This window comes from Burkholderia sp. 22PA0106 (assembly GCF_047497155.1).
Taxonomy (GTDB): Bacteria; Pseudomonadota; Gammaproteobacteria; order Burkholderiales; family Burkholderiaceae; genus Burkholderia.
The window spans coordinates 420,085-443,196 of the sequence record NZ_CP163163.1 but is presented as its reverse complement, the minus strand read 5'-3'; the positions used below and the strand labels follow the sequence as shown (position 1 = coordinate 443,196).

19 protein-coding genes, 4 tRNA genes and 2 pseudogenes are annotated in these 23,112 nt (G+C 65.3%); 10 read left to right on the top strand and 15 right to left on the bottom strand.

Going from position 1 to position 23,112, the window contains the following annotated elements; all coding sequences use genetic code 11:
- The first annotated feature begins 242 nt into the window (after nt 1-242).
- The gene (locus tag AB4850_RS16905) at nt 243-1,394 is read left to right on the top strand and encodes a porin (RefSeq protein ID WP_414444176.1); all 1,152 of its coding nucleotides are present in this window, start codon (nt 243-245) and stop codon (nt 1,392-1,394) included.
- A 99-nt stretch (nt 1,395-1,493) separates the two neighbouring features.
- Here the strand turns inward: AB4850_RS16905 and greB are convergent, their stop codons facing one another.
- Nucleotides 1,494-2,057, bottom strand: a complete 564-nt coding sequence (gene greB / locus AB4850_RS16900) for a transcription elongation factor GreB (RefSeq protein ID WP_414444175.1) — start codon at nt 2,055-2,057, stop codon at nt 1,494-1,496.
- Nucleotides 2,058-2,182: 125 nt separating this feature from the next.
- On the opposite strand from greB, the gene AB4850_RS16895 reads away from it, so the two are divergent.
- Together AB4850_RS16895 and AB4850_RS16890 are read left to right on the top strand one after the other, a co-directional pair.
- Nucleotides 2,183-2,259, top strand: a tRNA-Arg gene (locus AB4850_RS16895).
- Between the two features lie 62 nt (nt 2,260-2,321).
- Nucleotides 2,322-2,398: transfer RNA gene (locus AB4850_RS16890), tRNA-Arg, on the top strand.
- 202 nt (nt 2,399-2,600) lie between these two features.
- On the opposite strand, the gene AB4850_RS16885 is transcribed toward AB4850_RS16890, so the two are convergent.
- The 4 genes from AB4850_RS16885 to AB4850_RS16870 form a co-directional block, all read right to left on the bottom strand.
- Nucleotides 2,601-4,970 carry a RelA/SpoT family protein gene (locus tag AB4850_RS16885; protein WP_414444174.1) on the bottom strand — a complete coding sequence of 790 codons (2,370 nt, stop codon included), beginning with the start codon at nt 4,968-4,970 and terminating at the stop codon, nt 2,601-2,603.
- Nucleotides 4,971-5,034: 64 nt separating this feature from the next.
- Nucleotides 5,035-5,238, bottom strand: a complete 204-nt coding sequence (rpoZ, locus tag AB4850_RS16880; protein ID WP_006999799.1) for a DNA-directed RNA polymerase subunit omega — start codon at nt 5,236-5,238, stop codon at nt 5,035-5,037.
- Between the two features lie 58 nt (nt 5,239-5,296).
- A complete protein-coding gene (gmk, locus tag AB4850_RS16875) occupies nt 5,297-5,983 on the bottom strand; it encodes a guanylate kinase (protein ID WP_414444173.1) in 687 nt (228 codons plus the stop codon).
- 6 nt (nt 5,984-5,989) lie between these two features.
- A complete protein-coding gene (locus AB4850_RS16870) occupies nt 5,990-6,913 on the bottom strand; it encodes a YicC/YloC family endoribonuclease (RefSeq protein ID WP_414444172.1) in 924 nt (307 codons plus the stop codon).
- Nucleotides 6,914-7,121: 208 nt separating this feature from the next.
- Between AB4850_RS16870 and rph the strand changes: the two genes are divergently transcribed.
- The 7 genes from rph (at nt 7,122) to AB4850_RS16835 (ending at nt 12,840) form a co-directional block, all read left to right on the top strand.
- On the top strand, nt 7,122-7,853 hold the full coding sequence (gene rph, locus AB4850_RS16865; RefSeq protein ID WP_414444171.1) for a ribonuclease PH: 732 nt from the start codon (nt 7,122-7,124) through the stop codon (nt 7,851-7,853).
- 1 nt (nt 7,854) lies between these two features.
- Nucleotides 7,855-8,487, top strand: coding sequence for an RdgB/HAM1 family non-canonical purine NTP pyrophosphatase (gene rdgB / locus AB4850_RS16860; RefSeq protein WP_414444170.1), 633 nt, complete (start codon nt 7,855-7,857; stop codon nt 8,485-8,487).
- Nucleotides 8,484-9,728 carry a radical SAM family heme chaperone HemW gene (gene hemW / locus AB4850_RS16855; RefSeq protein ID WP_414444169.1) on the top strand — a complete coding sequence of 415 codons (1,245 nt, stop codon included), beginning with the start codon at nt 8,484-8,486 and terminating at the stop codon, nt 9,726-9,728. The genes rdgB and hemW overlap by 4 nt, the downstream gene beginning before the upstream one ends.
- Before the next feature lie 66 nt (nt 9,729-9,794).
- Nucleotides 9,795-9,882, top strand: a tRNA-Ser gene (locus AB4850_RS16850).
- A gap of 340 nt (nt 9,883-10,222) precedes the next feature.
- Nucleotides 10,223-10,597, top strand: a complete 375-nt coding sequence (locus AB4850_RS16845; protein WP_414444168.1) for a hypothetical protein — start codon at nt 10,223-10,225, stop codon at nt 10,595-10,597.
- 115 nt (nt 10,598-10,712) lie between these two features.
- Nucleotides 10,713-11,243 carry an energy transducer TonB gene (locus AB4850_RS16840; RefSeq protein ID WP_414444167.1) on the top strand — a complete coding sequence of 177 codons (531 nt, stop codon included), beginning with the start codon at nt 10,713-10,715 and terminating at the stop codon, nt 11,241-11,243.
- Nucleotides 11,244-11,529: 286 nt separating this feature from the next.
- Entirely contained in the window at nt 11,530-12,840 is a 1,311-nt protein-coding gene (locus AB4850_RS16835; protein WP_414444166.1) for an MFS transporter, read from the top strand.
- Nucleotides 12,841-13,014: 174 nt separating this feature from the next.
- Here the strand turns inward: AB4850_RS16835 and AB4850_RS16830 are convergent, their stop codons facing one another.
- From AB4850_RS16830 to AB4850_RS16785, 10 genes and pseudogenes are all read right to left on the bottom strand, one after another.
- Complete coding sequence (locus AB4850_RS16830) at nt 13,015-13,335, bottom strand: YXWGXW repeat-containing protein (RefSeq protein ID WP_414444165.1); 321 nt, start codon at nt 13,333-13,335, stop codon at nt 13,015-13,017.
- A gap of 296 nt (nt 13,336-13,631) precedes the next feature.
- Nucleotides 13,632-13,885, bottom strand: a pseudogene (gene minE, locus AB4850_RS16825) (cell division topological specificity factor MinE).
- A 12-nt stretch (nt 13,886-13,897) separates the two neighbouring features.
- Nucleotides 13,898-14,713: a septum site-determining protein MinD gene (minD, locus tag AB4850_RS16820; protein WP_414444164.1), complete on the bottom strand. Its 816-nt coding sequence runs from the start codon at nt 14,711-14,713 to the stop codon at nt 13,898-13,900.
- A 61-nt stretch (nt 14,714-14,774) separates the two neighbouring features.
- Nucleotides 14,775-15,563 (bottom strand): septum site-determining protein MinC, encoded by a 789-nt coding sequence (gene minC, locus AB4850_RS16815; RefSeq protein ID WP_414444163.1) that lies wholly within the window; start codon nt 15,561-15,563, stop codon nt 14,775-14,777.
- A gap of 163 nt (nt 15,564-15,726) precedes the next feature.
- Nucleotides 15,727-16,366, bottom strand: a pseudogene (locus AB4850_RS16810) (GNAT family N-acetyltransferase).
- Between the two features lie 329 nt (nt 16,367-16,695).
- Nucleotides 16,696-16,786, bottom strand: a tRNA-Ser gene (locus tag AB4850_RS16805).
- Nucleotides 16,787-16,903: 117 nt separating this feature from the next.
- Entirely contained in the window at nt 16,904-18,193 is a 1,290-nt protein-coding gene (serS, locus tag AB4850_RS16800; protein WP_414444162.1) for a serine--tRNA ligase, read from the bottom strand.
- 94 nt (nt 18,194-18,287) lie between these two features.
- Nucleotides 18,288-19,598, bottom strand: coding sequence for a replication-associated recombination protein A (locus AB4850_RS16795; protein WP_414444161.1), 1,311 nt, complete (start codon nt 19,596-19,598; stop codon nt 18,288-18,290).
- A gap of 208 nt (nt 19,599-19,806) precedes the next feature.
- Nucleotides 19,807-20,490, bottom strand: a complete 684-nt coding sequence (gene lolA / locus AB4850_RS16790) for an outer membrane lipoprotein chaperone LolA (RefSeq protein WP_414444160.1) — start codon at nt 20,488-20,490, stop codon at nt 19,807-19,809.
- A gap of 44 nt (nt 20,491-20,534) precedes the next feature.
- Nucleotides 20,535-22,838 (bottom strand): DNA translocase FtsK, encoded by a 2,304-nt coding sequence (locus AB4850_RS16785; RefSeq protein WP_414444159.1) that lies wholly within the window; start codon nt 22,836-22,838, stop codon nt 20,535-20,537.
- Nucleotides 22,839-23,112 lie beyond the last annotated feature (274 nt).

The following is a 23,112-nucleotide window of genomic DNA, read 5'->3' as shown; positions in this document are numbered from 1 at the left end:
CGCCACAGCCTTATCTGACAACGGTTTCGGGCTGCCCCTCGACAATTTCACAAATCTAAATTCATTATTGCTTAAAGTGGAATCGACGCCGATGGGCTGCTCGCTCGACACTGCATCCGGGTCTGGAGATTTGCGGCGCTTTATGGCGCCACCCTCTCATGCCACACCGCCGCTCTCGGTGCGGGTCACTACCTCGATGAAAAAGGGGAAGCCAAGCTTCCCACTCAGACGGAGACGCAACAATGAAAAAGACGCTAATCGTAGCGGCGGTATCGGGTGTCTGTGCAACAGCGGCGCACGCGCAAAGCAGCGTGACGCTGTATGGCTTGATCGACGCCGGTATCACGTACACGAACAATCAGGGCGGTCACAGCTCGTGGTCGGAGACGAGCGGTTCGATCAACGGCAGCCGGTGGGGGCTGCGCGGCAATGAGGATCTCGGCGGCGGCCTGAAGGCGATCTTCGTGCTCGAGAATGGTTTCGGCATCAACAACGGCACGCTCAAGCAGAACGGTCGCGAATTCGGCCGCCAGGCTTTCGTCGGCCTCGCGCAAGATCAGTTCGGTTCAGTCACGCTGGGCCGTCAATACGACAGCGTGGTGGACTTCATCGGGCCGCTGTCGCTGACCGGCACGCAATACGGCGGCACGCAGTTCGCCCACCCGTTCGACAACGACAACCTGAACAACTCGTTCCGGGTCAACAACTCGGTCAAATACACCAGCACCAACTGGAACGGCTTGAAGTTCGGCGCCTTGTACGGTTTCTCGAACAGCAACCAGTTCTCGAACAACCGCGTGTACAGCGCGGGCGTGTCGTACAGCTACCTGGGCTTCAACCTGGCCGCCGGCTACATGCAGCTGAACAACGACATCAGCGGCCTGACCACGGCCATCGTCAGCAATGCGAACGGCGCGGTGGCAGGCGACAACACGTTCGTCGGCAAACGCCAACGCGTGTTCGGCGGCGGCCTGACCTACACGTTCGGTCCGGCCACGGCGGGCGTGGTGTTCACGCAAACGCGCGTGAACCAGGCGCTCGGCATCGGCGGCGGCGCCTCGGGTACGTCGGCCGGCATCGCGCTCGACGGCACCTTCGCTCGCTTCAACAACTACGAAGTCAATGCGCGCTACGCGCTGACGCCGGCACTGTCGGTGGCCGGTTCGTGGACCTACACGGCGGGCTTCCTCGACGGCCGCCATCCGGGCTGGAACCAGTTCAACCTGCAGACCGATTACGCGCTGTCGAAACGCACCGACATCTACCTGCAGGGCGAGTATCAACACGTGAGCACCGACGGTCTCGGCATCGGCGCCTACGTGAACGGCCTGGGCGGCGCATCGTCCACCAACAAGCAGATCGCCGTCACGGCCGGCCTGCGTCATCGCTTCTGACGCAACGCAGCCGCTGCACCATGACAAAAGCGCCCCGCGGGGCGCTTTTTTGATTGTCTGGCGAACGGACTGCAACGCTCGACCTTCCGGGCGGATGCGTCACGCGGCGGCCGCCGGATAGCGCACATCGAGCACGTCGACAGGCTGCGCGCCGACCGGCGTCATCAGCGTGACCGTCTCGCCGATGCGCGCCTTCAGCAGCGCGCGGGCGATCGGCGACACCCAGCTCACGTGGCCCTGGTCGAGATCAACCTCGTCGACGCCGACAATCGTGATGGTGTGCTCGTCGCCGTCCTCGGTGGCGTAATCGACCGTCGCACCGAAGAACACCTGATCGGTATTCTCCTGGCGGCTCGCGTCGACCACCTCGGCCAGATCGAGCCGCTTGGTCAGGAAGCGGATGCGCCGATCGATCTCGCGCAAGCGGCGCTTGCCGTAGATGTAATCGCCGTTCTCGGAACGATCGCCGTTCGAGGCGGCCCACGACACGAGCTTGACCACCTCGGGCCGCGCCTCGTCGATCAGATGCAGCAACTCGTCGCGCAGCCGCTTGTGACCGGCGGGCGTGATGTAGTTTTTTGCGCCCGCCGGAATTTCCGGCAACGCCTGGCCGAGATCGTCGTCGTCATCGCCTTCCGACTCCTTCACAAACGCCTTGTTCATGCTGTTCCGGCTACCTTTCGACTGCCAATGAGATCCTGCAAGGGTACACGAACGCTTCCCGCGAAGAAATTGTGACGGAACTATTCCCTTTCCCTAAAAAGCTTGCTATAGTCTCACTCCTGCGTGCGGCTGTAGCTCAGTTGGATAGAGTACTTGGCTACGAACCAAGGGGTCGTGGGTTCGAATCCTGCCAGCCGCACCAATTTTTAAAACGGGTTGTCTTACAAGACATCCCGGCAGTACACAGCAGTAACCGCTTTGCGTGCGGCTGTAGCTCAGTTGGATAGAGTACTTGGCTACGAACCAAGGGGTCGTGGGTTCGAATCCTGCCAGCCGCACCACCTTTGAAGGGCCTTCCTCCGGGAAGGCCCTTTTGTTTTGCGCGCGCCGTTTCTGTTTGCCTTTCCGCGCGACGCAACACATCTCCCCTTTTCTCCCCGCCAAGAAAAAAGCGGCACGATGCCGAAGCTTCGTACCGCTTTCGTTTGCCGCCCGGCGTGTGTGCGCCCTATCCTGCACGCCACGAGCCGCGCATAGCGCCTCTCAATAGTCCTGTCGGTCCCGATCGATCCGCATGCCGCCGTCGTGACGCGCATGGGCCGTATCGTCGCTCGAACGCTCGCGCATGATCCGCATGACGTCCGGGTTCGTGCGCACGCGGCGCATGACGTTGGCGAGGTGCACGCGATCGCCGACCTGAATCACGAAGCGCAGGATCGTCGATTCATGCGAGAGATCCTCATCCATCGCGATATGGACGATGTTGGCATCGGCCGAGGTGATATCGGCCGCGACGCGCGCGAAGATGCCCTTGGTGTTCTTGACCAGCACCTTGACCGTGACATCGAACAGGCGGCCGGGCTGCGGCGCCCAGGCGACGTCGATCCAGCGGCCCGGATCACGGCGGTGAATGCGCTGCGCCACCCGGCAATCGGTCGTGTGGATCGCCATGCCGAGGCCGATGCCGATATAGCCCATGATGGCATCGCCCGGAATCGGCCGGCAGCAGGCCGACAACTGAACCGACATGCCCTCGGTGCCCGTGATCGCCACCGGCGGCGCGTTGTGGGCCGGACGATCGCCGCGCGACATGTCGTCGTCGGCATCGCGCCCGCTCATCAGCACCTCGATGCGCTTGGCCATCACCTGCGGCACGCGGCGGCCGAGGCCGATATCCGCGAAGATTTCCTGGCGGCTCTTGTTGCCCGTCCACTGCACGAGCTTTTCCCAGATTTCCGGCTCGATATCGGCCAGCGCCAGCCCGTAGCTCTTCAGGCTCTGGTCGACGAGACGCTCGCCCAACTGCACCGATTCGGTCAGACGCATCGTCTTCAAGTAATGACGAATGGCCGAGCGAGCCTTGCCGGTGCGCACGAAGCCGAGCCACACCGGGTTCGGCTTCGAATACGGCGCGGTGATCACCTCGACGATGTCGCCGCTCTTCAGCTCGGTACGCAACGGCAGCAGCTCGTTGTTGATCTTGACGGCCACGCACTGGTTGCCGAGATCGCTGTGCACCGCGTAGGCGAAATCGAGCGCCGTGGCGCTGCGCGGCAGCGCCATGATCTTCGACTTCGGTGTGAACACGTAGACGGCATCCGGGAACAGGTCGATCTTGACGTGTTCGAGGAACTCGCTCGAATCGCCGGCTTCGCTCTGGATGTCGAGCAGCGACTTGAGCCACTGATGCGCGCGCATCTGCACATCGTTGAGATCCGCGCCGCCATTCTTGTAGAGCCAATGCGCGGCCACGCCGGCTTCGGCGATCTCGTGCATCTTGCGGGTGCGAACCTGGAATTCGATCGGCGCGCCGAACGGGCCGACCACCGTCGTATGCAACGACTGGTAGCCGTTCATCTTCGGGATCGCGATGTAATCCTTGAACTTGCCCGGCACCGGCTTGTAAAGCGCATGCAGCGCGCCGATGCAGGTGTAGCACTCGAGCGCATGCTCGACCACCACGCGAAACCCGTACACATCGAGCACCTGCGAGAACGACAACTGCTTGTCGCGCATCTTGCGGTAGATGCTGTAGATCGTCTTTTCACGACCCATGATCTCCGCTTCGAGCTTTGCCTCGCCCACCGTGCGCTGCGCCGATTCGAGGATCTTGCCGATCACTTCGCGACGATTGCCGCGCGCGGCCTTCACGGCCTTCTCGAGCGTGGCGTAGCGGTGCGGGTTGAAATTCGCGAAGCTCATGTCCTGCAGCTCGCGATAGGTGTTGTTCAGGCCGAGGCGGTGCGCGATCGGCGCATAAATATCGAGCGTTTCGCGCGCGACGCGGCGGCGCTTTTCCGTCGGCACCGCGCCGAGCGTGCGCATGTTGTGCAACCGATCGGCCAGTTTCACGAGGATCACGCGCACGTCGCGCGCCATCGCCAGCAGCATCTTGCGGAAGTTTTCCGCCTGCGCTTCCTCGCGGCTGCGGAACTCCATCTTGTCGAGCTTCGACAGCCCGTCCACCAGCTCGGCGACCTTCGGCCCGAACCGCTCGGCCAGTTCGCTCTTGGTCACGCCCTGATCTTCCATCACGTCGTGCAGCAGCGCGGCCATGATGGCTTGGGCGTCGAGCTTCCAGCCGGCGCAGATTTCCGCGACGGCGACAGGATGGGTGATGTAGGGTTCGCCGCTCTGGCGATATTGACCGAGGTGGGCTTCGTCGCTGAAGTGAAACGCCGCCTTGACCTCTTTGATTTCATCCGGGCCGAGATACTCGGCGAGCGCGGCGGTCAGTTTCGCGATCGAAACGACGCCGTGCTTGCGAGGCTGCTCCGGTGTATTGGTCGGCCCGAACAGATGGCGAAACGATTGTTCGAGGACCGCGTCGATGTATTGCCGCGCCGGCGAGGTGGCCGTGACTTCTTCAGCATGGCCGGCCTCCGCGGAAGCGGACGATGTTGAGTTGCTCATGTTCGCCTCCTCAGGTTGGCACGCCGGTTGTGCGGATTACATGACGGTAAAGGCCGAGTGTGCCTTAAACCGGCACTTTCTTCAGCATCTCGATGCCGACCTGCCCGGCCGCGATCTCGCGCAGCGCGACGACGGTAGGCTTGTCACGGCTTTCGATCTTCGGCGTGTGGCCTTGCGCGAGCTGACGCGCGCGATAGGTGGCGGCGAGCGCCAGTTCGAAGCGATTGGGGATTTGCTTCAGGCAGTCTTCGACGGTAATGCGAGCCATGGTGGTATTCCTTCTGAATATGGTGGCTATTCTACCTTATGTCCCTCTTCCGCCGCCGTCACTCGGCGTGCGGGAGATGGATGCCCAGCTCGATGAAAAGCTCGGTGTGGCGTGCGTACTGCGAAGCGACGCGCAGGCGCGTGGCAGCCACGACCCGCTGCAGCTCCGAAAGCGCCGTCTCGAAATGCTCGTTGATCACCACGTACTCGGCTTCCGAGGCATGTGCGATCTCGCTGCCCGCCGCGAGCAGACGGCGCGTAATCACGTTCGGCTCGTCCTGGCCGCGCTTCTTGAGACGCTCTTCGAGCGCCGCGAGCGACGGCGGCAGGATGAAGATGCCGACCGCATTGCGGAACTGCTTCTTGACCTGCTGCGCGCCCTGCCAGTCGATCTCGAGCAGCACGTCGCGGCCGCGTTGCATCTGTTCCTCGATCCACACGCGCGAGGTGCCGTAGTAGTTGCCGTGCACCTCGGCGCTTTCGAGGAATTCGTGGTGCGCGTGACGCGCGCGGAAATCCTCGACTGTGGTGAAGTGGTAATGCTCGCCGTCCTGCTCGCCCGGACGCGGCTTGCGCGTCGTGTACGAGATCGACAGGCAGATTTCGCTGTCCTTGGCGAGCAGTGCGTTCACGAGCGTCGACTTGCCCGCGCCCGACGGCGCCACCACCATGAACAGGTTGCCGGGGTACGCGCCGGCATGCAGCGCGTGCGCTTCTCGGTGCGCGTCTCGGTTCGATTCGATCATCTTGCGTTACTCCAGGTTTTGCACTTGCTCGCGCAGTTGCTCGATCAGCAGCTTCAGCGCCATCGACGCATCGGCGAGTTCCTTCGCCGCGGCCTTCGACCCGAGGGTGTTCGCTTCGCGATTCAGTTCCTGCATCATGAAGTCGAGACGCTTGCCGACGCGGCCGCCCTTCTCGATCACGTGACGCGTCTCGTTCAGGTGGGCGGTGAGCCGTGACAGTTCTTCGGCGATGTCGATGCGGATGCCGTACATCGTCACTTCCTGGCGAATGCGTTCGGCGGCTTCCTCGCGCGTCACGACCGTCTGGCCGCTTTCCGAGGCGGCCAGGCCGAGCGCTTCCTGCAGGCGCTCGACGATCTTCTGCTGATGCTTGGCGATCAGCTCCGGCACGAGCGGCGTGATGCGCGCGACGATCGCTTCCATTTCTGTGACGTTGCCGAGCAGCATCGCGGCCAGTTGCGCGCCTTCGCGCTGGCGCACCACCACCAGGTCGCCAATCGCTTCCTTGCCGCAGGCCAGCACGGCTTCGCGCAGCGTTTCCGCCGACACGCCGCTCTCGGCGAGCACGCCGGGCCAGCGCAGCACTTCGCCGGTACGCAGCCGTTCCGAATTGGGGAACGACACGAGCACCGCGCGTTCGAGTTCGGCGAGCTGGTCGAGCGCCTCGCGGTTCAGCGCGCCGGCCTGGCTCATCTGCTCGCTGCGTTGCAGGTTGATGCGCACGTCCACCTTGCCGCGCGAGAGCTTGTTCATCAGCATCTCGCGCAGGGCCGGTTCGCACGCGCGCACGTCGTCGGGCATGCGGAAATTCAGGTCGAGGAAACGCGAATTCACCGTACGCAGTTCGACCGACACGCTGGTGGCGCCGTTACCCGAGTTGGCCACGAGTTCGCGGGTCGCGCTCGCATAGCCCGTCATGCTGTAGATCATGGTTGGTCTCGCCGGTGAGGGGGCCGATACGGCCCGAGAATCCAGAGGCGCCCGGTGCGCACGAGGCACGGGGCGCGAAACCGGCATTATCCCATTTTTGGCGGCGTCCTCGCCCGTACAAGCAGTTCGCCTGCGCCGCATCGCGGCCCGGTGCGGCGGCGGCATGCGCGGTAAAATCGCGGTTTCCCTCCGGACGCCTCACTTCCTCATGACGAATTCCTCTTCCCGCCCGAGCGGCCGCCTGGCGAACCAGCTGCGCGATGTGCGTCTGACCCGCCATTACACGAAGCATGCCGAAGGCTCGGTGCTCGTCGAATTCGGCGATACGAAGGTGATCTGCACGGCCAGCGTGGTCGAGCGCGTGCCCGAGTTCCTGCGCGATCGCGGCCAGGGCTGGATGACGGCCGAGTACGGCATGCTGCCGCGCGCCACCAACACGCGTAACGACCGCGAGGCCGCGCGCGGCAAGCAAACCGGCCGCACCCAGGAAATCCAGCGCCTGATCGGCCGCGCGCTGCGCGCCGTGGTCGATCTCGAACAACTCGGCCCGCGCACCATCCATATCGATTGCGACGTGATCCAGGCCGACGGCGGCACGCGCACGGCCAGCATCACCGGCGCGTTCGTGGCGGTGCAGGATGCCGTGGCCGGGCTGATCGCCGCGGGCAAGCTGGCCAAGTCGCCGATCAACGATTCGGTCGCGGCGATCTCGGTGGGCGTGTATCGGGGCACGCCGGTGCTCGACCTCGACTACGCCGAGGATTCGAAGTGCGACACCGACATGAACGTGGTGATGACCGGCGCGGGCGGCCTGGTCGAAGTGCAGGGCACGGCCGAAGGCGTGCCGTTCACGCGCGACGAGATGAACGCGCTGCTCGATCTCGCGCAGAAAGGCATCGGCGAACTGATCGCGTTGCAACACGCCGCGCGGGACGCCTGACATGACGCTCGCCAACGCTCCCTCGCCCGCCGGCTTGTCCCGGATCGTGCTTGCGTCGAACAACGCGGGCAAGCTGCGCGAATTCGCGGCGCTGTTCGAGACGGTCGGCATCGAGATCGTTCCGCAGGGCCAGCTCGACGTGAGCGAAGCCGAGGAACCGTATCTGACCTTCATCGAGAACGCGCTGACCAAGGCGCGCCACGCATCGCGCGCCACCGGCCTGCCGGCGATCGCCGACGATTCGGGCCTCTGCGTGCGCGCGCTGCACGGCGCGCCGGGCGTGCATTCCGCGCGCTATGCGCAGAGCGCCGGCTTCGAGAAGAGCGACGCGGCCAACAACGCGCATCTGGTCGAGCAACTGCGCGGCGTCGACGACCGACGCGCCTATTACTGCTGCGTGCTGGCGCTGGTTCGTCATCCCGACGATCCCGAGCCGCTGTTCGCCGAGGGCCGCTGGCATGGCGAGGTGGTCGATGCGCCGCGCGGCGAGCACGGCTTCGGCTACGATCCGCATTTCCTGCTGCCGGCGCTGAACGCCACCGTGGCCGAGCTGGCGCCGGCCGTCAAGAACACCGTCAGCCATCGCGCGCTCGCGCTGCGCGCCTTGCTCGCGCGACTCGGAGAAGACGCGTGAGCCAGGCCGCCGAAACCGGGCAGCGCATCGTCGCGACCTTCGCGTCGCCGGGCAAGGTGCGCCTCACCGCCCTGCCGCCGCTCGCGCTCTACGTGCATTTCCCGTGGTGCGTGCGCAAGTGCCCGTACTGCGATTTCAATTCGCACGAGTGGAAGGGCGAGCGCTTTCCCGAGCAGCAATACCTCGACGCGGTGCGCGCCGATCTCGAACAGGCGCTGCCGTTCGTGTGGGGCCGCCAGGTGCACACGATCTTCATCGGTGGCGGCACGCCGAGCCTGCTGTCGGCCGCCGGCCTCGACCGCCTGCTGTCCGACGTGCGTGCGCTGCTGCCGCTCGACGCCGACGCCGAAATCACGCTCGAAGCGAACCCGGGCACCTTCGAGGCCGCCAAGTTCGCGCAGTTCCGGGCGAGCGGCGTGAATCGGCTGTCGATCGGCATCCAGAGCTTCAACGAAGCGCACCTGAAGGCGCTCGGGCGCATCCACGACACTGCACAGGCGCGCGCCGCCGTCGAGATCGCCGCGAATACGTTCGACAACTTCAATCTCGACCTGATGTTCGCGCTGCCGAAGCAGACGCTCGACGAATGCCGCGCCGACATCGAGACGGCGCTGTCGTACGCGCCGCCGCATCTGTCGCTGTACCACCTGACACTCGAACCGAACACGCTGTTCGCCAGGTTCCCGCCCGCCGTGCCCGACGACGATGCGTCGGCCGACATGCAGGAATGGATCCACGAACGCACGATGCAGGCGGGCTACGGCCGCTACGAGGTGTCCGCGTATGCGCAGCCGAATCGGCAGTGCAAGCACAACCTCAACTACTGGCGCTTCGGCGATTACCTCGGGGTGGGCGCGGGCGCGCACACCAAGCTGTCGTTCCCGAACCGCATCCTGCGTCAGGCGCGCTACAAGCATCCCGGCACGTACATGGAGCAGGCGATGGCCGGCACGCCGGTTCAGGAGGAGCGCGAGGTCGGGCCGCGCGACCTGCCGTTCGAGTTCATGCTGAACACGCTGCGGCTCGCCGAGGGCTTTCCGGTGGCCAGCTACGCCGAACGCACAGGGCTGCCGCTGCGCACCATCGAGCCGGCGCTGGCCGAGGCCGAACGGCGCGGGCTGATCGTGCGCGACTACGAACGCATCGCGCCGACGCCGCTCGGGCAGCGTTTTCTCAACGATCTGCAGGAGCTGTTCCTGCGTGACGACGATGAGGAAGACAAGGACGGCAACGCGGGTTGATGCGCTTCACGGCATCGCTCGCAAAGCCGAAAACAGCGCCGGCATTTCGGTTACAATGCCGGCCGTGGAAGCGTGGCCGAGTGGTTTAAGGCACCGGTCTTGAAAACCGGCGACGGGCAACCGTCCGTGAGTTCGAATCTCACCGCTTCCGCCAGTCCTTCCCTCCCCCGCTTCGACCGAAGCAACGCTTCCCCGCGAATGACGATCCGATCCTGCCTCGTCGGCACGAATACGGCTTCATATCGTCCCGACAGCATTTTTGCATTTCATCACGACTGTTATTGCCGCGTGCTATAAACCAAGTGGCACCAATTTCAGCGCGTTCGTGAACACATGTTCCTTGCAATTCCACTCGTTGCGGCGGCACGGCAACGCGCACGCGATACCCCTGGTTTGTCATCGTTCGCTTGGCGGGCTCTCTAGCCCGCCTTCCGGCGTACCGCCAAGCAATTCCCCGAACCCGAAATCATATTTCTGCCATTGGGAGGCACGAAATGCCGGAGTACTACGTCACCGCCCGCGTCATGCTGTTCAAGGATGACAAGCGGACCAAGGAATATCCTCTCGACTCCAAGGAATACAGGAAGCTGCATGCCGAAATGCATGCGCGCGGCTACGTACGCTATGTGATCGACGACAGCAGCCAGGTGATGTATCGCTTGCCCCCCGGGGAATACAACCTCGAAATCTCCGCGATGGATGCCGTTTCGGCGCGCACCGAAGCGCTATCGCTGGCCTGCGCCGCCGCCACGAGCTCGACCTCGAAGCATCGCTATCTGACTTATGTGACCGGCGACGGCGGCCGCATCTGGGCGCAGCTCGGCACGTTCAAGAAAGACCCGGACGCACTGCCGGACGCGCAGCCGTAAGCCTCACGAATCGCCGCCGGCCGCGCGGCGCATCGGCCCGATGCGAGTTCCGCTTTCATACGCGCCGCCAGCGTCTATGCTGGAAACGTCCGAACGCTCGCGCACGGTCGTTTCCATGCCCACACGCTCTGCCCCCCTTCGCTTCGATCCCGCCGCGCCGATCAGGCCAAGGCCGGCGCATCGCATCGCGCGCCTGACCGTGTTGCTGGCCGGCGCCCTCGTCGTCGCGGGCTGCACCGTCACGCTGCCGCAGCGCGCGCTGATCCTGTCGCCCACGCCGGGCGCCAGCGACAACACCCAGGCCAGCTATCGCGACGAGGTCGCCCGGCAGATCCTCGACGCGAACGCCTCGCGCGTGTTGCACGGCACGCCACAGGCGATGCTGCGCTCGCTCGTGGTGGTGGCCTTCACCGTCGATCGCGACGGGCGGCTGGTGCGCGCGTCGGTCTATCGCAGCAACGGCGACGACGGCGCCGAGGCGATCGCCCTGCAATCGCTGCGCCGTGCCGCGCCGCTGCCGCGTCCGCCCGCGGGCCTGCTCGACGGGCGCGGCCAGATCGAGATGATGGAAAGCTGGCTGTTCAACGACAACGGTCAGTTCCAGTTGCGCACGCGCGCCACGCAGCAGGCACAGACGATCGATTGACCCCGCCGCGCACTGCGGCAAAAGCGCACCGGGCCGCTTGCTATAATTCGCCGCTACCCGATCCGTCGTTCAGGACGGCTCGCCACGTTCCGCCTACCCGGCCGGCCCGTCGCGCGAGCCCGACAAGGCCGCTTGCGCGACGCGCGCAGCCCGCCCCGGATGCATCGCCGGCCCTCGAAGCCGGCACCCGCGCCGCCGCCTTGCGCAGCGTCGCGGGATGAAACGAATTGAGACCCGATCACCGAGCCGCCCCGCACGCGGTTCGAACCCGCACCACGGAACCATCATGTCCTCTACCTCTCCCGCCGCCGGCACCGCGTCGCACGGCTCGCAGCCGGTCAGCCACCGGCGCATCGTGTTCGCGAGCTTCATCGGCACCGCCATCGAGTTCTACGATTTCTACGTCTACGCCACGGCCGCCGCGCTCGTGATCGGGCCGGTGTTCTTCCCGCACGGCTCGGCCACGGCGCAGGCGCTGTCGGCATTCGTCACGTTCGGCATCGCGTTCATCGCGCGGCCGATCGGCTCGTTCCTGTTCGGTCACTTCGGCGACCGCTTCGGCCGCAAATCGACGCTGGTCGCCTCGCTGCTGGTGATGGGCGTATCGACCACCGCGATCGGCTTCGTGCCCGGCTACGACACGATCGGCGCGCTTGCCCCGGTGCTGCTCTGCGTGCTGCGCTTCGGCCAGGGCATCGGCCTCGGCGGCGAATGGGGCGGCGCGGCGCTGCTGGCCACCGAACACGCGCCGGCAGGCAAGCGCGGCTGGTTCGGCATGTTCCCGCAGCTCGGCCCCTCGATCGGCTTCCTGATGTCGAACGGCCTGTTTTTCGCGCTCGCCATCGGTCTGTCGGACGAGCAGTTCCGCAACTGGGGCTGGCGCGTGCCGTTCCTGGTCAGCGCGGCGCTGGTGGCCGTCGGTTTGTATGTCCGCCTGAAGATCACGGAAACCCCGGCGTTCCAGGCCGCGATCGATCGCAACGAGCGCGTGCGCATGCCGGTCGCCTCGCTGCTGTCGCAGCACTGGGCGCCGACGCTGCTCGGCGCACTGGCGATGGTCGTCTGCTACACGCTGTTCTATATCTCGACGGTGTTCTCGCTGTCGTATGGCGTCAGCGCGCTGCACATCGCGCGCCCGAGCTTCCTCGGCCTGCTCTGCATCGCGGTGGTGTTCATGGCGATCGCCACGCCGCTGTCGGCCTGGGCCTCGGACCGCTTCGGCCGCAAGCCGGTGCTGATCGCGGGCGGGATCGCCGCGCTGCTGTCGGGCTTCACGATGGAACCGCTGCTCGGCAGCGGCTCGATGCCGCTGATCGCGCTGTTCCTGATCATCGAGCTGTTTCTGATGGGCGTGACGTTCGCGCCGATGGGCGCGCTGCTGCCGGAACTGTTCCCGACCAACGTGCGCTATACCGGCGCCGGCGTGGCCTACAACCTCGGCGGGATCCTCGGCGCGTCGATCGCGCCGTACATCGCGCAGGTGCTGGCCGCGCAGGGCGGGCTGTCGTGGGTCGGCGGCTACGTGTCGACGGCCGCGGTGATCAGCCTGATCGGTGTGCTGCTGATGCGCGAGACACGCGACACCAGGCTGATGTGATCGCCGGTGGCGGGCGGGGCGGTACATGACGTACCGCCCCGCCTGCCACCGATCAATACACCACGACGTGCGCCGGGTGGTAATACACCGGCCGCGCCGGCACGACCACGCAGCCGGCCAGCACGATCGCGGCGAGCGCGACGACGAACAGGGTTCGTTTCATGATCGCGCGCCTCAGGCCCAATGGCCGCGCACCCAGACCCAGCTCGGGCCGCGCGCATCCCAATGGCCCGGCACCCAGTGCAAGCCCACCTGCTCGGCTTCCCAATGGCCGCGAACCCACACATAGCGGCCGTGCTCCCAGCGCCAGTGGCCGTGATCCCAGACATAGCCGACGCGCGTCGCCGGCACCACTTCATACCGCACCGGCGGCGGCGCGCTCGGCGCGACGATCACGACTTCCTCGGCACTCGCCGAGAGCGGTGCGACGGCCGAGCACAGCGCCGTGGCGGCCAGTGCGAACGGAACCAGATAGCGAGTAGCAGTGCGAATCATATGAAGCTCCTTGTTGTCGTTTGATTCGGATACGCATCGATGCGTGCCTACCGGTTCAATGCGCGAGCCCGGGCAATGGCCGACAGACGCCGTGTTACGGCGCGGGGCAAAGTGCAACAGCCGGTAAGTGCAGAAATCGGAATGAAAGACGGCGCGCGTGATTCGAAAGAATCAACGGCAAGACGGCATGAACATCGGAGCAATGCGCGCGAGGCGGCGAGCCCGGGCGAGGCGGGAAACGATGCCGAGGGCGGGGGAAAAACCGCGCACCGCAGAACGCGATGCGCGGCGATCGATCAGGACTGTGGAATCTCGATCTTGACCTCGAGCACTTCGAGGTTGTCCTGGTGTTCGAGGCTGACGCGGATATCGTCGTTCGAAATCTTTACGTACTTCTGAATGACTTCGAGCAACTCCTTCTGCAGCGCCGGCAGGTAATCCGCCGGCGGCCGGCCGCCGATGCGCTCGTGCGCGATGATCAGCTGCAGGCGCTCTTTCGCGACGGCGGCGGATTTTTCTTCTCCCCGAGGAGAAACGAAAGGATCGACATGAGGCGTCTCCGTTACTTGCTGCGGAAAAGGCGTTGCAGCAGGCCCGGCTTGATGTACTCGACGAAACGCAGCGGTTTTTCTTCGCCGAGGAAGCGGGACACCACGTCCTTGTAGGCTTCGGCCACGTCGGTGCCGTCGAGGTGAACGGCCGGCAAGCCCTGGTTGGACGCGTGCAGCACGGCTTCCGATTCCGGGATCACGCCGATCAGCTTGATGCGCAGGATTTCGCTGATGTCTTCCAGCGACAGCATTTCGCCTTCGCTGACGCGCTTCGGGTTGTAGCGCGTGATCAGCAGGTGTTCCTTGATCGGATCGCCGCCGTCGGCCGCGCGCTTGGTCTTGGACGACAGGATGCCGAGGATGCGGTCCGAGTCGCGCACCGACGACACTTCCGGGTTCGTCACCACCACCGCTTCGTCGGCGAAATACATCGCGTGCAGCGCGCCCGATTCGATACCGGCAGGCGAATCGCAGACGATGTAGTCGAAATCCATCGCGATCAGGTCGTTGATGACCTTCTCGACGCCATCGCGCGTCAGCGCATCCTTGTCACGCGTTTGCGACGCCGGCAGGATGAACAGGTTCTCGCACTGCTTGTCCTTGATCAGCGCCTGATTCAGGTTCGCTTCGCCCTGGATCACGTTGACCAGGTCGTACACCACGCGGCGCTCGCAGCCCATGATCAGGTCGAGGTTGCGCAGGCCGACGTCGAAGTCGATCACGGCCGTCTTGTGGCCGCGCAGCGCCAGCCCGGAGGCAAAGCTCGCGCTCGTCGTCGTCTTGCCGACACCGCCCTTGCCCGAAGTCACCACGATGATTTTTGCCATTACCCTACCCTGTGTTCGTCAATGAGGTCGATCGATCCGCCGCTGCGTCGCGCACTTGCGCTCAGGTCAGCCGCAGCGGTTCGATCATCAGTTTTTCGTCTTCGAGCCGGATCTGCACCGGCTTGCCGCGCACGTCGGCCGGCAGCGGGTTCTCGGTGGTTCGATAGATACCCGCAATCGAAATGAGTTCCGGCTCGAGGCACGTACAGAAGATCCGCGCATCGTGATTGCCGAGCACGCCGGCCAGCGCCCGGCCGCGCAACGGTGCGTACACATGGATATTGCCTTCCGCGATCACCTCGGCGCCATTGCTGACCGGCGCGAGCACGACCAGGTCGCCCTTCGCGTAGATCTGCTGGCCCGAACGCAACGGCCGGTCGATCACGAGCGTCGGGATCGCCGTGACGCCGCCTGCGGCCGGTGCCGCGTCCTGCGCAGCGGTGGCCGATGCCGACGTCACCTGCGACTCGGCAGCCGGCGTGTCGGCCGTGGCCGATTCGTCCGACGCGGCCTTCGCGGCCGGTGCCGCACGACGGTCGCGCGCCTCGAGCAGCGGCAAGCTGCTCGCGCTTGCCCAGTCGCGCTGGGCCGCATCGGCCACCACGCCGATCGGGCGCATCCGCACGTCGTTGAGCATCTGACGAATCGCGTCGAGCTTGATCTGCTCGCCCTCGGCCAGACGCCGCACATCGATCGCCACGACGTCGTCGGCGAAAAATTCCGGCGTCGCCTCGAAACGCTTGACCAGCTCGGTTCGCAACGCGTCCAGGTCGGCCGTCTTCACGACAAACAGCAACGAATCGACCGAGCCGCTGCGAAGCTCGAAGAATGGCGATTTTTTAAGCGACATGAACGTCCTGCAAAAAATTTTTGCGTATTTTACAGGCGTCCGGGCGAGCAGCTATCATTTTCGGGATACCCCGGGCGATGTCACGCACAACGGCGGGACGGCAAGGCGGATCAGGAGAAATCAGGCGGCAGCAGGCGCAGGACAGGAAGGCAGCGGCAACGTCTCAGGCATCGAAACGCGAGACGAACAGCGATTTCATCGCACCGGGCACGCGGGCGATCGGTGCGTGCTCGCCGAGATTGGTGAAGCCCATGTGCTCGTAGAAACGGATGGCGTTGCGGTTCTGCTCGGCGATCCAGGCGTAGATCTCGGTGGCGCCCTGCCCGGCCAGCCAGTCGCGCGCCGTGTTGACGAGCAGCACGCCGCCACGCAGGTGACGCACGGCATGCGCGACCCACAGCTCGCTGACGAACGCGCGGCGCTCGGCGGAGCCGTCGAAATACGCGCCGATCATGCCGGCGGGATGGCCTTCGGTATACAGCAGGAACGTGGTGGACTGATCGGAACCGGCGCGCTGCGCGGCGATCGCGTCGGCCGCAGCCGCGTCGACGGCCAATTCCGCCTCGGGTGCTTCGCCGGGTGCATACGGCTCGCGCAGCGATGCAGCGCGCAGTTCACGGTACACACTGCCCTGATCGGCGGCGATACGGCGGACGGTCAAAGTCGAACTCATGCGGGGGACATCCTTCGGACAGCAAGTTATTAGCTTCAACCGAAAGCAGGGTATGAGTCAAATCGTTATTTTCAAACGATCGGGCAAATCGAGAGAGATCGAAAGCCATACAGAGAAACGGAAAGCGCATGGTGCGGCGCACATCGTATTACCGCTCATGACAGCCCACCGAATTTGCTTTCCCTTCAGGCACTTTCCTGCGAGTGCAATGCCCGCCAGACAGGCATCCGGCACGGCAGAGGCAGAGAAAATGCGGCATCGCAACAATATCGATATGTCAGTTACCTATCGATTTTCGAATTCGCGTTCCGCCCGAATCGGCAACGACGCATCGCGCATGCATTCACCCACGCCCTATTCATCGCGGTAATCGACGGAGCGATTTTCCGATGCGCGCGCAACCATCGCCTGCAAAGCAAAAACCCCTCGATTCCTTGCGGAACCGAGGGGTTCAAATTTTGGCGGAAAGGGTGGGATTCGAACCCACGGTACGGAATAACCGTACACCGGATTTCGAGTCCGGCGCATTCGACCTCTCTGCCACCTTTCCTTCTACTGCTTTACTGCCCCGCCGTTCTGTAGGTCTTCGTCCCGGCGAAGCAAAGATTATAGAACAACTTGTTTGGCTTTTCCAAGCCCTTTGCGCAAAAAATTTTCGGATGCGGGATCACGCGGCCGCGATCGTCTCCTGACCGCCGAAGTACGGACGCAGCACGACCGGCACCGTGACCGAACCATCGGCGTTCTGATAGTTCTCCAGCACCGCCACCAACGTGCGGCCGACTGCCAGGCCCGAACCGTTCAGCGTATGGACCAGCTCCGGCTTGCCCTGCGCGTTGCGCGTGCGTGCCTGCATGCGGCGCGCCTGGAACGACTCGGTGTTCGAGCAGCTCGAGATTTCGCGGTAGGTGTTCTGCGCCGGCAGCCAGACTTCGAGGTCGAATGTTTTCGAGGCCGAAAAGCCCATGTCGCCCGTGCACAGCGTGATGACGCGGTACGGCAGTTCGAGCTTCTGCAGGATCGCCTCGGCGTGACCGACCATCGCGTCGAGCGCGGCATACGACGCGTCCGGCGCCGTGACCTGCACCATCTCGACCTTGTCGAACTGGTGCTGGCGGATCATGCCGCGCGTATCGCGGCCGTAGGAACCGGCCTCCGAGCGGAAGCACGGCGAATGCGCGGTCAGCTTGATCGGCAGCGTGGCCGGATCGATGATCGAATCGCGCACGCTGTTGGTCAGCGTGATTTCCGAGGTGGAGATCAGATACTGCGTGATGGTGTTGTCGTCGCCACCCTTCTCGACACGGAACATGTCGTCGGCAAACTTCGGCAACTGGCCGGTGCCGAACAGGATTTCCGGATTGACGATGTACGGCGTGTAGGTTTCGGTGTAGCCGTGCTGCTGCGTGTGCGTGTCGATCATGAACTGCGCGAGCGCACGGTGCAGGCGCGCGATCGGGCCGCGCAGCATCGTGAAGCGCGCGCCCGACAGCTTCGCGCCGGTTTCGAAATCGAGGCCGAGCGGCGTGCCGACATCGACGTGATCGCGCACCTCGAAATCGAAGCTGCGCGGCGTGCCCCAGCGGCGCACTTCGACGTTGTCCGCCTCGTCGCGGCCGACCGGCACGCTGTCGTGCGCGACGTTCGGCATTTCGAGCATCAGCGCCTGCACGGCGGCCTGGATCTCGTCGAGCTTCACGGCCGAGGCCTTCATCTCGTCGCCGATCCCGCCCACCTCGGCCATCACGGCCGACGTGTCCTCGCCCCGGCCCTTCATCGCGCCGATCTGCTTCGACAGGCTGTTGCGGCGCGCCTGGAGTTCTTCGGTACGAGTCTGGAGCGCGCGGCGATCCGCCTCGAGCGAGGAGAACCGGGCGACGTCGAGGGTGTAGCCGCGATCGGCGAGGCGCTTGGCGACGCCGTCGAGGTCTTTGCGCAGCAACTGGATGTCGAGCATGGGAGGACTGGAGTTTCGTTGTGTGAGACGCGAATTCTAACGCACCGCCGGGCACGCTCGGCGGCCCGGCGTGCAAGTGCGGCGCGATGGCGGCTTATTCCGGCTTGCCCGCTTCGCGGTCGAGTTCGCGCAGCCAGGCAAGCTTGTCGGCGATCTTGCTTTCCAGCCCGCGCGGCACCGGCTGATACCAGCGCGGCTCGCGCATGTCGTCGGGCAGGTAGGTTTCGCCGGCGGCGTAGGCGTTCGGCTCGTCGTGCGCGTAGCGATACGCGTGGCCGTAGCCGAGTTCCTTCATCAGCTTGGTGGGCGCGTTGCGCAGATGCACCGGCACCTCGCGCGACTTGTCCTGCTTGACGAAGGCCATCGCCGCGTTGAACGCGTTGTAGCCGGCATTGCTCTTGGCCGCGCAGGCCAGATAGATGACGGCCTGCCCCAGCGCCAGCTCGCCCTCGGGCGAGCCGAGCCGCTCGAAGGTTGCGGCCGCGTCGTTGGCCATCTGCATGGCGCGCGGATCGGCCAGGCCGATGTCTTCCCACGCCATCCGCACGATGCGCCGCGCCAGGTATTTCGGATCGGCGCCGCCGTCGATCATCCGGCAGAACCAGTACAGCGCGCCGTCGGGGTTCGAGCCGCGCACCGATTTGTGCAGCGCCGAAATCTGGTCGTAGAAGTTGTCGCCGCCCTTGTCGAAGCGGCGCGCGTTCAGCGTCATCGCGTTCGATACGAAATCGGCGTCGATCCGGTTGGTGCGCGCCGACAGCGCAGCCGTTTGCGCCTGTTCGAGCAGGTTCAGGAAGCGCCGCGCGTCGCCGTCGGCATAGCCGACCAGCGTATCGACCGCCTTCTCGTCGAAGCTCAGGCCGTCGAGCGCGATCTGCTGGGCGCGCGCGAGCAACTGGCGCATCTCGGCGTCGTCGAGCGACTTCAGCACATAGACCTGCGCCCGCGACAGCAGCGCCGAATTGACCTCGAAGCTCGGGTTTTCGGTGGTGGCGCCGATGAACGTGACGAGGCCCGATTCGACGAACGGCAGCAGCGCATCCTGCTGGCCCTTGTTGAAGCGGTGGATTTCGTCGACGAACAGGATCGTGTGGCGGCCATTGCGGTTCAGCGTGTCCCTGGCCTGCTCCATCGATTCGCGGATGTCCTTCACGCCGCCGAGCACCGCCGACAGCGCGATGAACTCGCAATCGAACGCGTGGGCGGTGAGGCGCGCGAGCGTGGTCTTGCCGACGCCGGGCGGCCCCCAGAGGATCATCGAGTGCGGCCGGCCCGATTCGAACGCGAGCCGCAGCGGCTTGCCCTCGCCGAGCAGATGCGTCTGGCCGATGACCTCGTCGAGCGTCTTCGGGCGCAGCGCCTCCGCGAGCGGGCGGCGCGGTTCGGTTTCAAACAGGTCGGACATGGACCTCGACTCCTGGAATGGCCGGCGCGACGCACATCGCCGCGCGGCCGGACATTATGACAGCCGGTCGGCCGGCGCACCCTCGGCCGATCGGACAGGCAATCGGCTGGCTCCGACAGGCGCAGGCGGCGGCACGGCGGCAGATGGCGCTCCCGAAACGCAACGGGCCTGCCATCGCTGGCAGGCCCGTGCGCACGCCGGAGGGCACTCAGCCCTTGATCACGTCGGCGCCCTTCGGCACCGTGAAGCGGAACTGGTCGGCCGGCAGCGACGGGTTGGTCTGGATGTTCGTGAACGTCAGCAGCGTGACGTTGCCGAACACGTCGTGCAGCTCCATCGCGGCGAGCGTGCCGCCCTTGAAGCCGATGCCGATACGCTGGAACTGCGTGTCCTGCGCCTTCGGCAGCATCTCGACCCAATCGATGCCGCCCTTCACGCCGCCGTCGCGCAGCGTGTAGTTCTTGTCGACATCGTTGCTGCCGAACAGGATCGCCGCCGGGCTTGCGCCGAGCGCGCCGGCCAGCTTGCGCTCGGTGACCTGGTTCAGATCCTTGTCGTAGACGAACAGCGTGTCGCCGTCGGCCTGCAGCAATTGCTGATACGGCTTTTCGTAGGCCCAGACGAACTTGCCGGGGCGCGCGAACACGAAGCTGCCGCTCGAATTGTCGTTCGGCTTGGAGGTGGCGATCGCGCCGCTGGCCGCCTTCGACGGCGCCTTGACGATCTGCTGCGTGAAGTTGCCCTTTGCCGATTTGACCTGCGTGACGAACGACTTCAGCTCGTCGGTGCCGCCCGCGAACGCATGCGAGGCGACGGCCATCAGCGCGGTGCCGGCAAGCGCCGCGGCGAAGCGGCGAATGGAGGAAGACTTCACGAACGGAAATGCTTGCATGGGGTGGTTTTCTCCCTGATTGGCGGACCGGCGCCGACGCGGCGTCATTCCGCGTCGCGGGCCGGTACCAGAATTTCGCGGTTGCCGCTGGACGACATCGCCGACACCAGCCCCGATTGCTCCATCTGTTCGAGCAATCGCGCGGCGCGGTTGTAGCCGATGCGCAGATGGCGCTGCACCAGCGAGATCGAGGCGCGGCGGTTCTTGACGACGATCTCGACCGCCTGATCGTACAGGGGGTCGGACTCGTCGCCGCCCTCGCCGGTTCCCGCGGCACCTTCCTCGCCCTCGGCGACGCCGCCTTCGAGCAGGCCTTCGATGTAGTTCGGCTCGCCGTGTTCCTTGAGCTTCTCGACCACGCGATGCACCTCGTCGTCGGACACGAACGCGCCGTGCACGCGCACCGGCAGCCCGGAGCCGGGCGGCAGATAGAGCATGTCGCCCATGCCGAGCAGCGATTCGGCGCCCATCTGGTCGAGAATCGTGCGCGAGTCGATCTTCGAGGACACCTGGAACGCCATCCGCGTCGGCACGTTGGCCTTGATCAGGCCGGTGATCACGTCGACCGACGGCCGCTGGGTGGCGAGGATCAGATGGATGCCGGCCGCGCGCGCCTTCTGCGCGATCCGCGCGATCAGCTCCTCGACCTTCTTGCCGACCACCATCATCAGGTCGGCCAGCTCGTCGATCACCACCACGATGTTCGGCAGGCGGCCGAGCGGCTCCGGCTCTTCGGGCGTCAGGCTGAACGGATTCGGGATCTTCTCCTCGCGCTTGGTCGCCTCGTCGATCTTGTTGTTGTAGCCGCCCAGGTTGCGCACGCCGAGCTTGCTCATCAGCTTGTAGCGGCGCTCCATTTCGGCGACGGTCCAGTTCAGCGCGTTGCCGGCCTGCCGCATGTCGGTGACGACCGGGCAAAGCAGATGCGGAATGCCTTCGTAGACGCTCATTTCGAGCATCTTCGGATCGATCAGGATCATCCGCACCTGTTCGGCCGTGGCCTTGTAGAGCAGCGACAGGATCATCGCGTTGATGCCGACCGACTTGCCCGAACCGGTGGTGCCGGCCACCAGCAGGTGGGGCATCTTCGCCAGATCGGCGCACACGGGCTTGCCGCCGATGTCCTTGCCGAGGCCCATGGTCAACGCCGACGCCGACGCCGCGTACACCTCGGAGCCGAGGATCTCGGACAGGCGCACGGTCTGGCGGCGCGGGTTCGGCAATTCGAGCGCCATGTAGTTCTTGCCGGGGATCGTCTCCACCACGCGCACCGACACCAGCGACAGCGAACGCGCCAGATCCTTGGCCAGGCCGACGATCTGGCTGCCCTTCACGCCGGTGGCCGGCTCGATTTCGTAGCGCGTCACGACCGGGCCCGGATAGGCGGCCACCACGCTCACCTCGACGCCGAAATCCTTGAGCTTCTTCTCGATCAGCCGCGAGGTGAATTCGAGCGTGTCGGCCGGAATCGATTCCTGGCTCTGCTGGGCCGGATCGAGCAGGCCGATGGCCGGCAAGGTGGAATCGCCGGGTAGATCGGTAAACAGCGGCACCTGGCGCTCGCGCTCGACGCGCTCGGACTTGGCCGGCGTGACGATCGGCGGCACGATCGTGACCGGCTCGTGATCCTCGATGCGAACCCGCTCCTCCTCGACCTTGCCCTCGCGGCGCACCGCGGCGGCCTCGCCGAGCTTGCGGTCGCGCCCGGCCTCGCGGCGCAGCTTGGCGAGCGTGAACGCATTGATGATGCCGTCGCCGACGCGTTCGCACACCGACAGCCAGGAGAAGCGGAAATACAGCGACAGGCCGATCGCCAGCGCGATCAGCAGGAACAGCGTGCCGCCCGTGAAGCCGAGCGCGTGCGACACGCCGCGCGCGACGGTTTCGCCGATCACGCCGCCCGGCGCACGCGGCAGCGGCACCTTCAGCGACCACATGCGCAGCGCCTCGATGCCGTCGCTCGCGAGCAGCACCAGCACGAACGCAAAGCCCTCGGCCAGCCAGCCGACCGGCCGCGCCGGTTCCTCGTCGAGCACCTCGTGACGCGTGATGCGGCGGTAGTTGGCAGCGACGCGGCGCGCCAGCAGCGCCACCAGCCAATAGGCGGAAATGCCGAACAGCAGCAGCAGGATGTCGGCCGTCCAGGCGCCGACGCGCCCGGCCCAGTTCGAGATGTGGTCGATCTGGACGGCGTGGGTCCAGCTCGGGTCGCGACGGCTGTAGCTCAGCAGCGCCATCAGCAGGAACGCGAACACCGCGACCTGGAGAATCCAGCGAATCTCGACGAACAGCCGCGACATGCGATGCGGCAGCGCCTGCGTCTGAGCCGTAAAGGGAGCTTTTGCCATGAATCCGTGTAGAGAGGGCGGCCGTGCCGGGCGGCGCCGGTCGGTCGATCGCGAATATTGTAAACGCTGGCGCGATCGGCCAAGTGTAAATGACGGTAACCGGCTGATCGAGCCCGTCTATCGGACCGATAAAAACGTCGATCCGGCAGTGCAGCAAACGCCCCTTTATAATGCGCGTCTGGTACCCATCTACGGCATCGTCCCCGGCGCGCGGATCGCGCAGCCGGCCCGCATGCCGTCCTCGCCGTTCGCCGCGTCATCCGCCCGTTCGGCC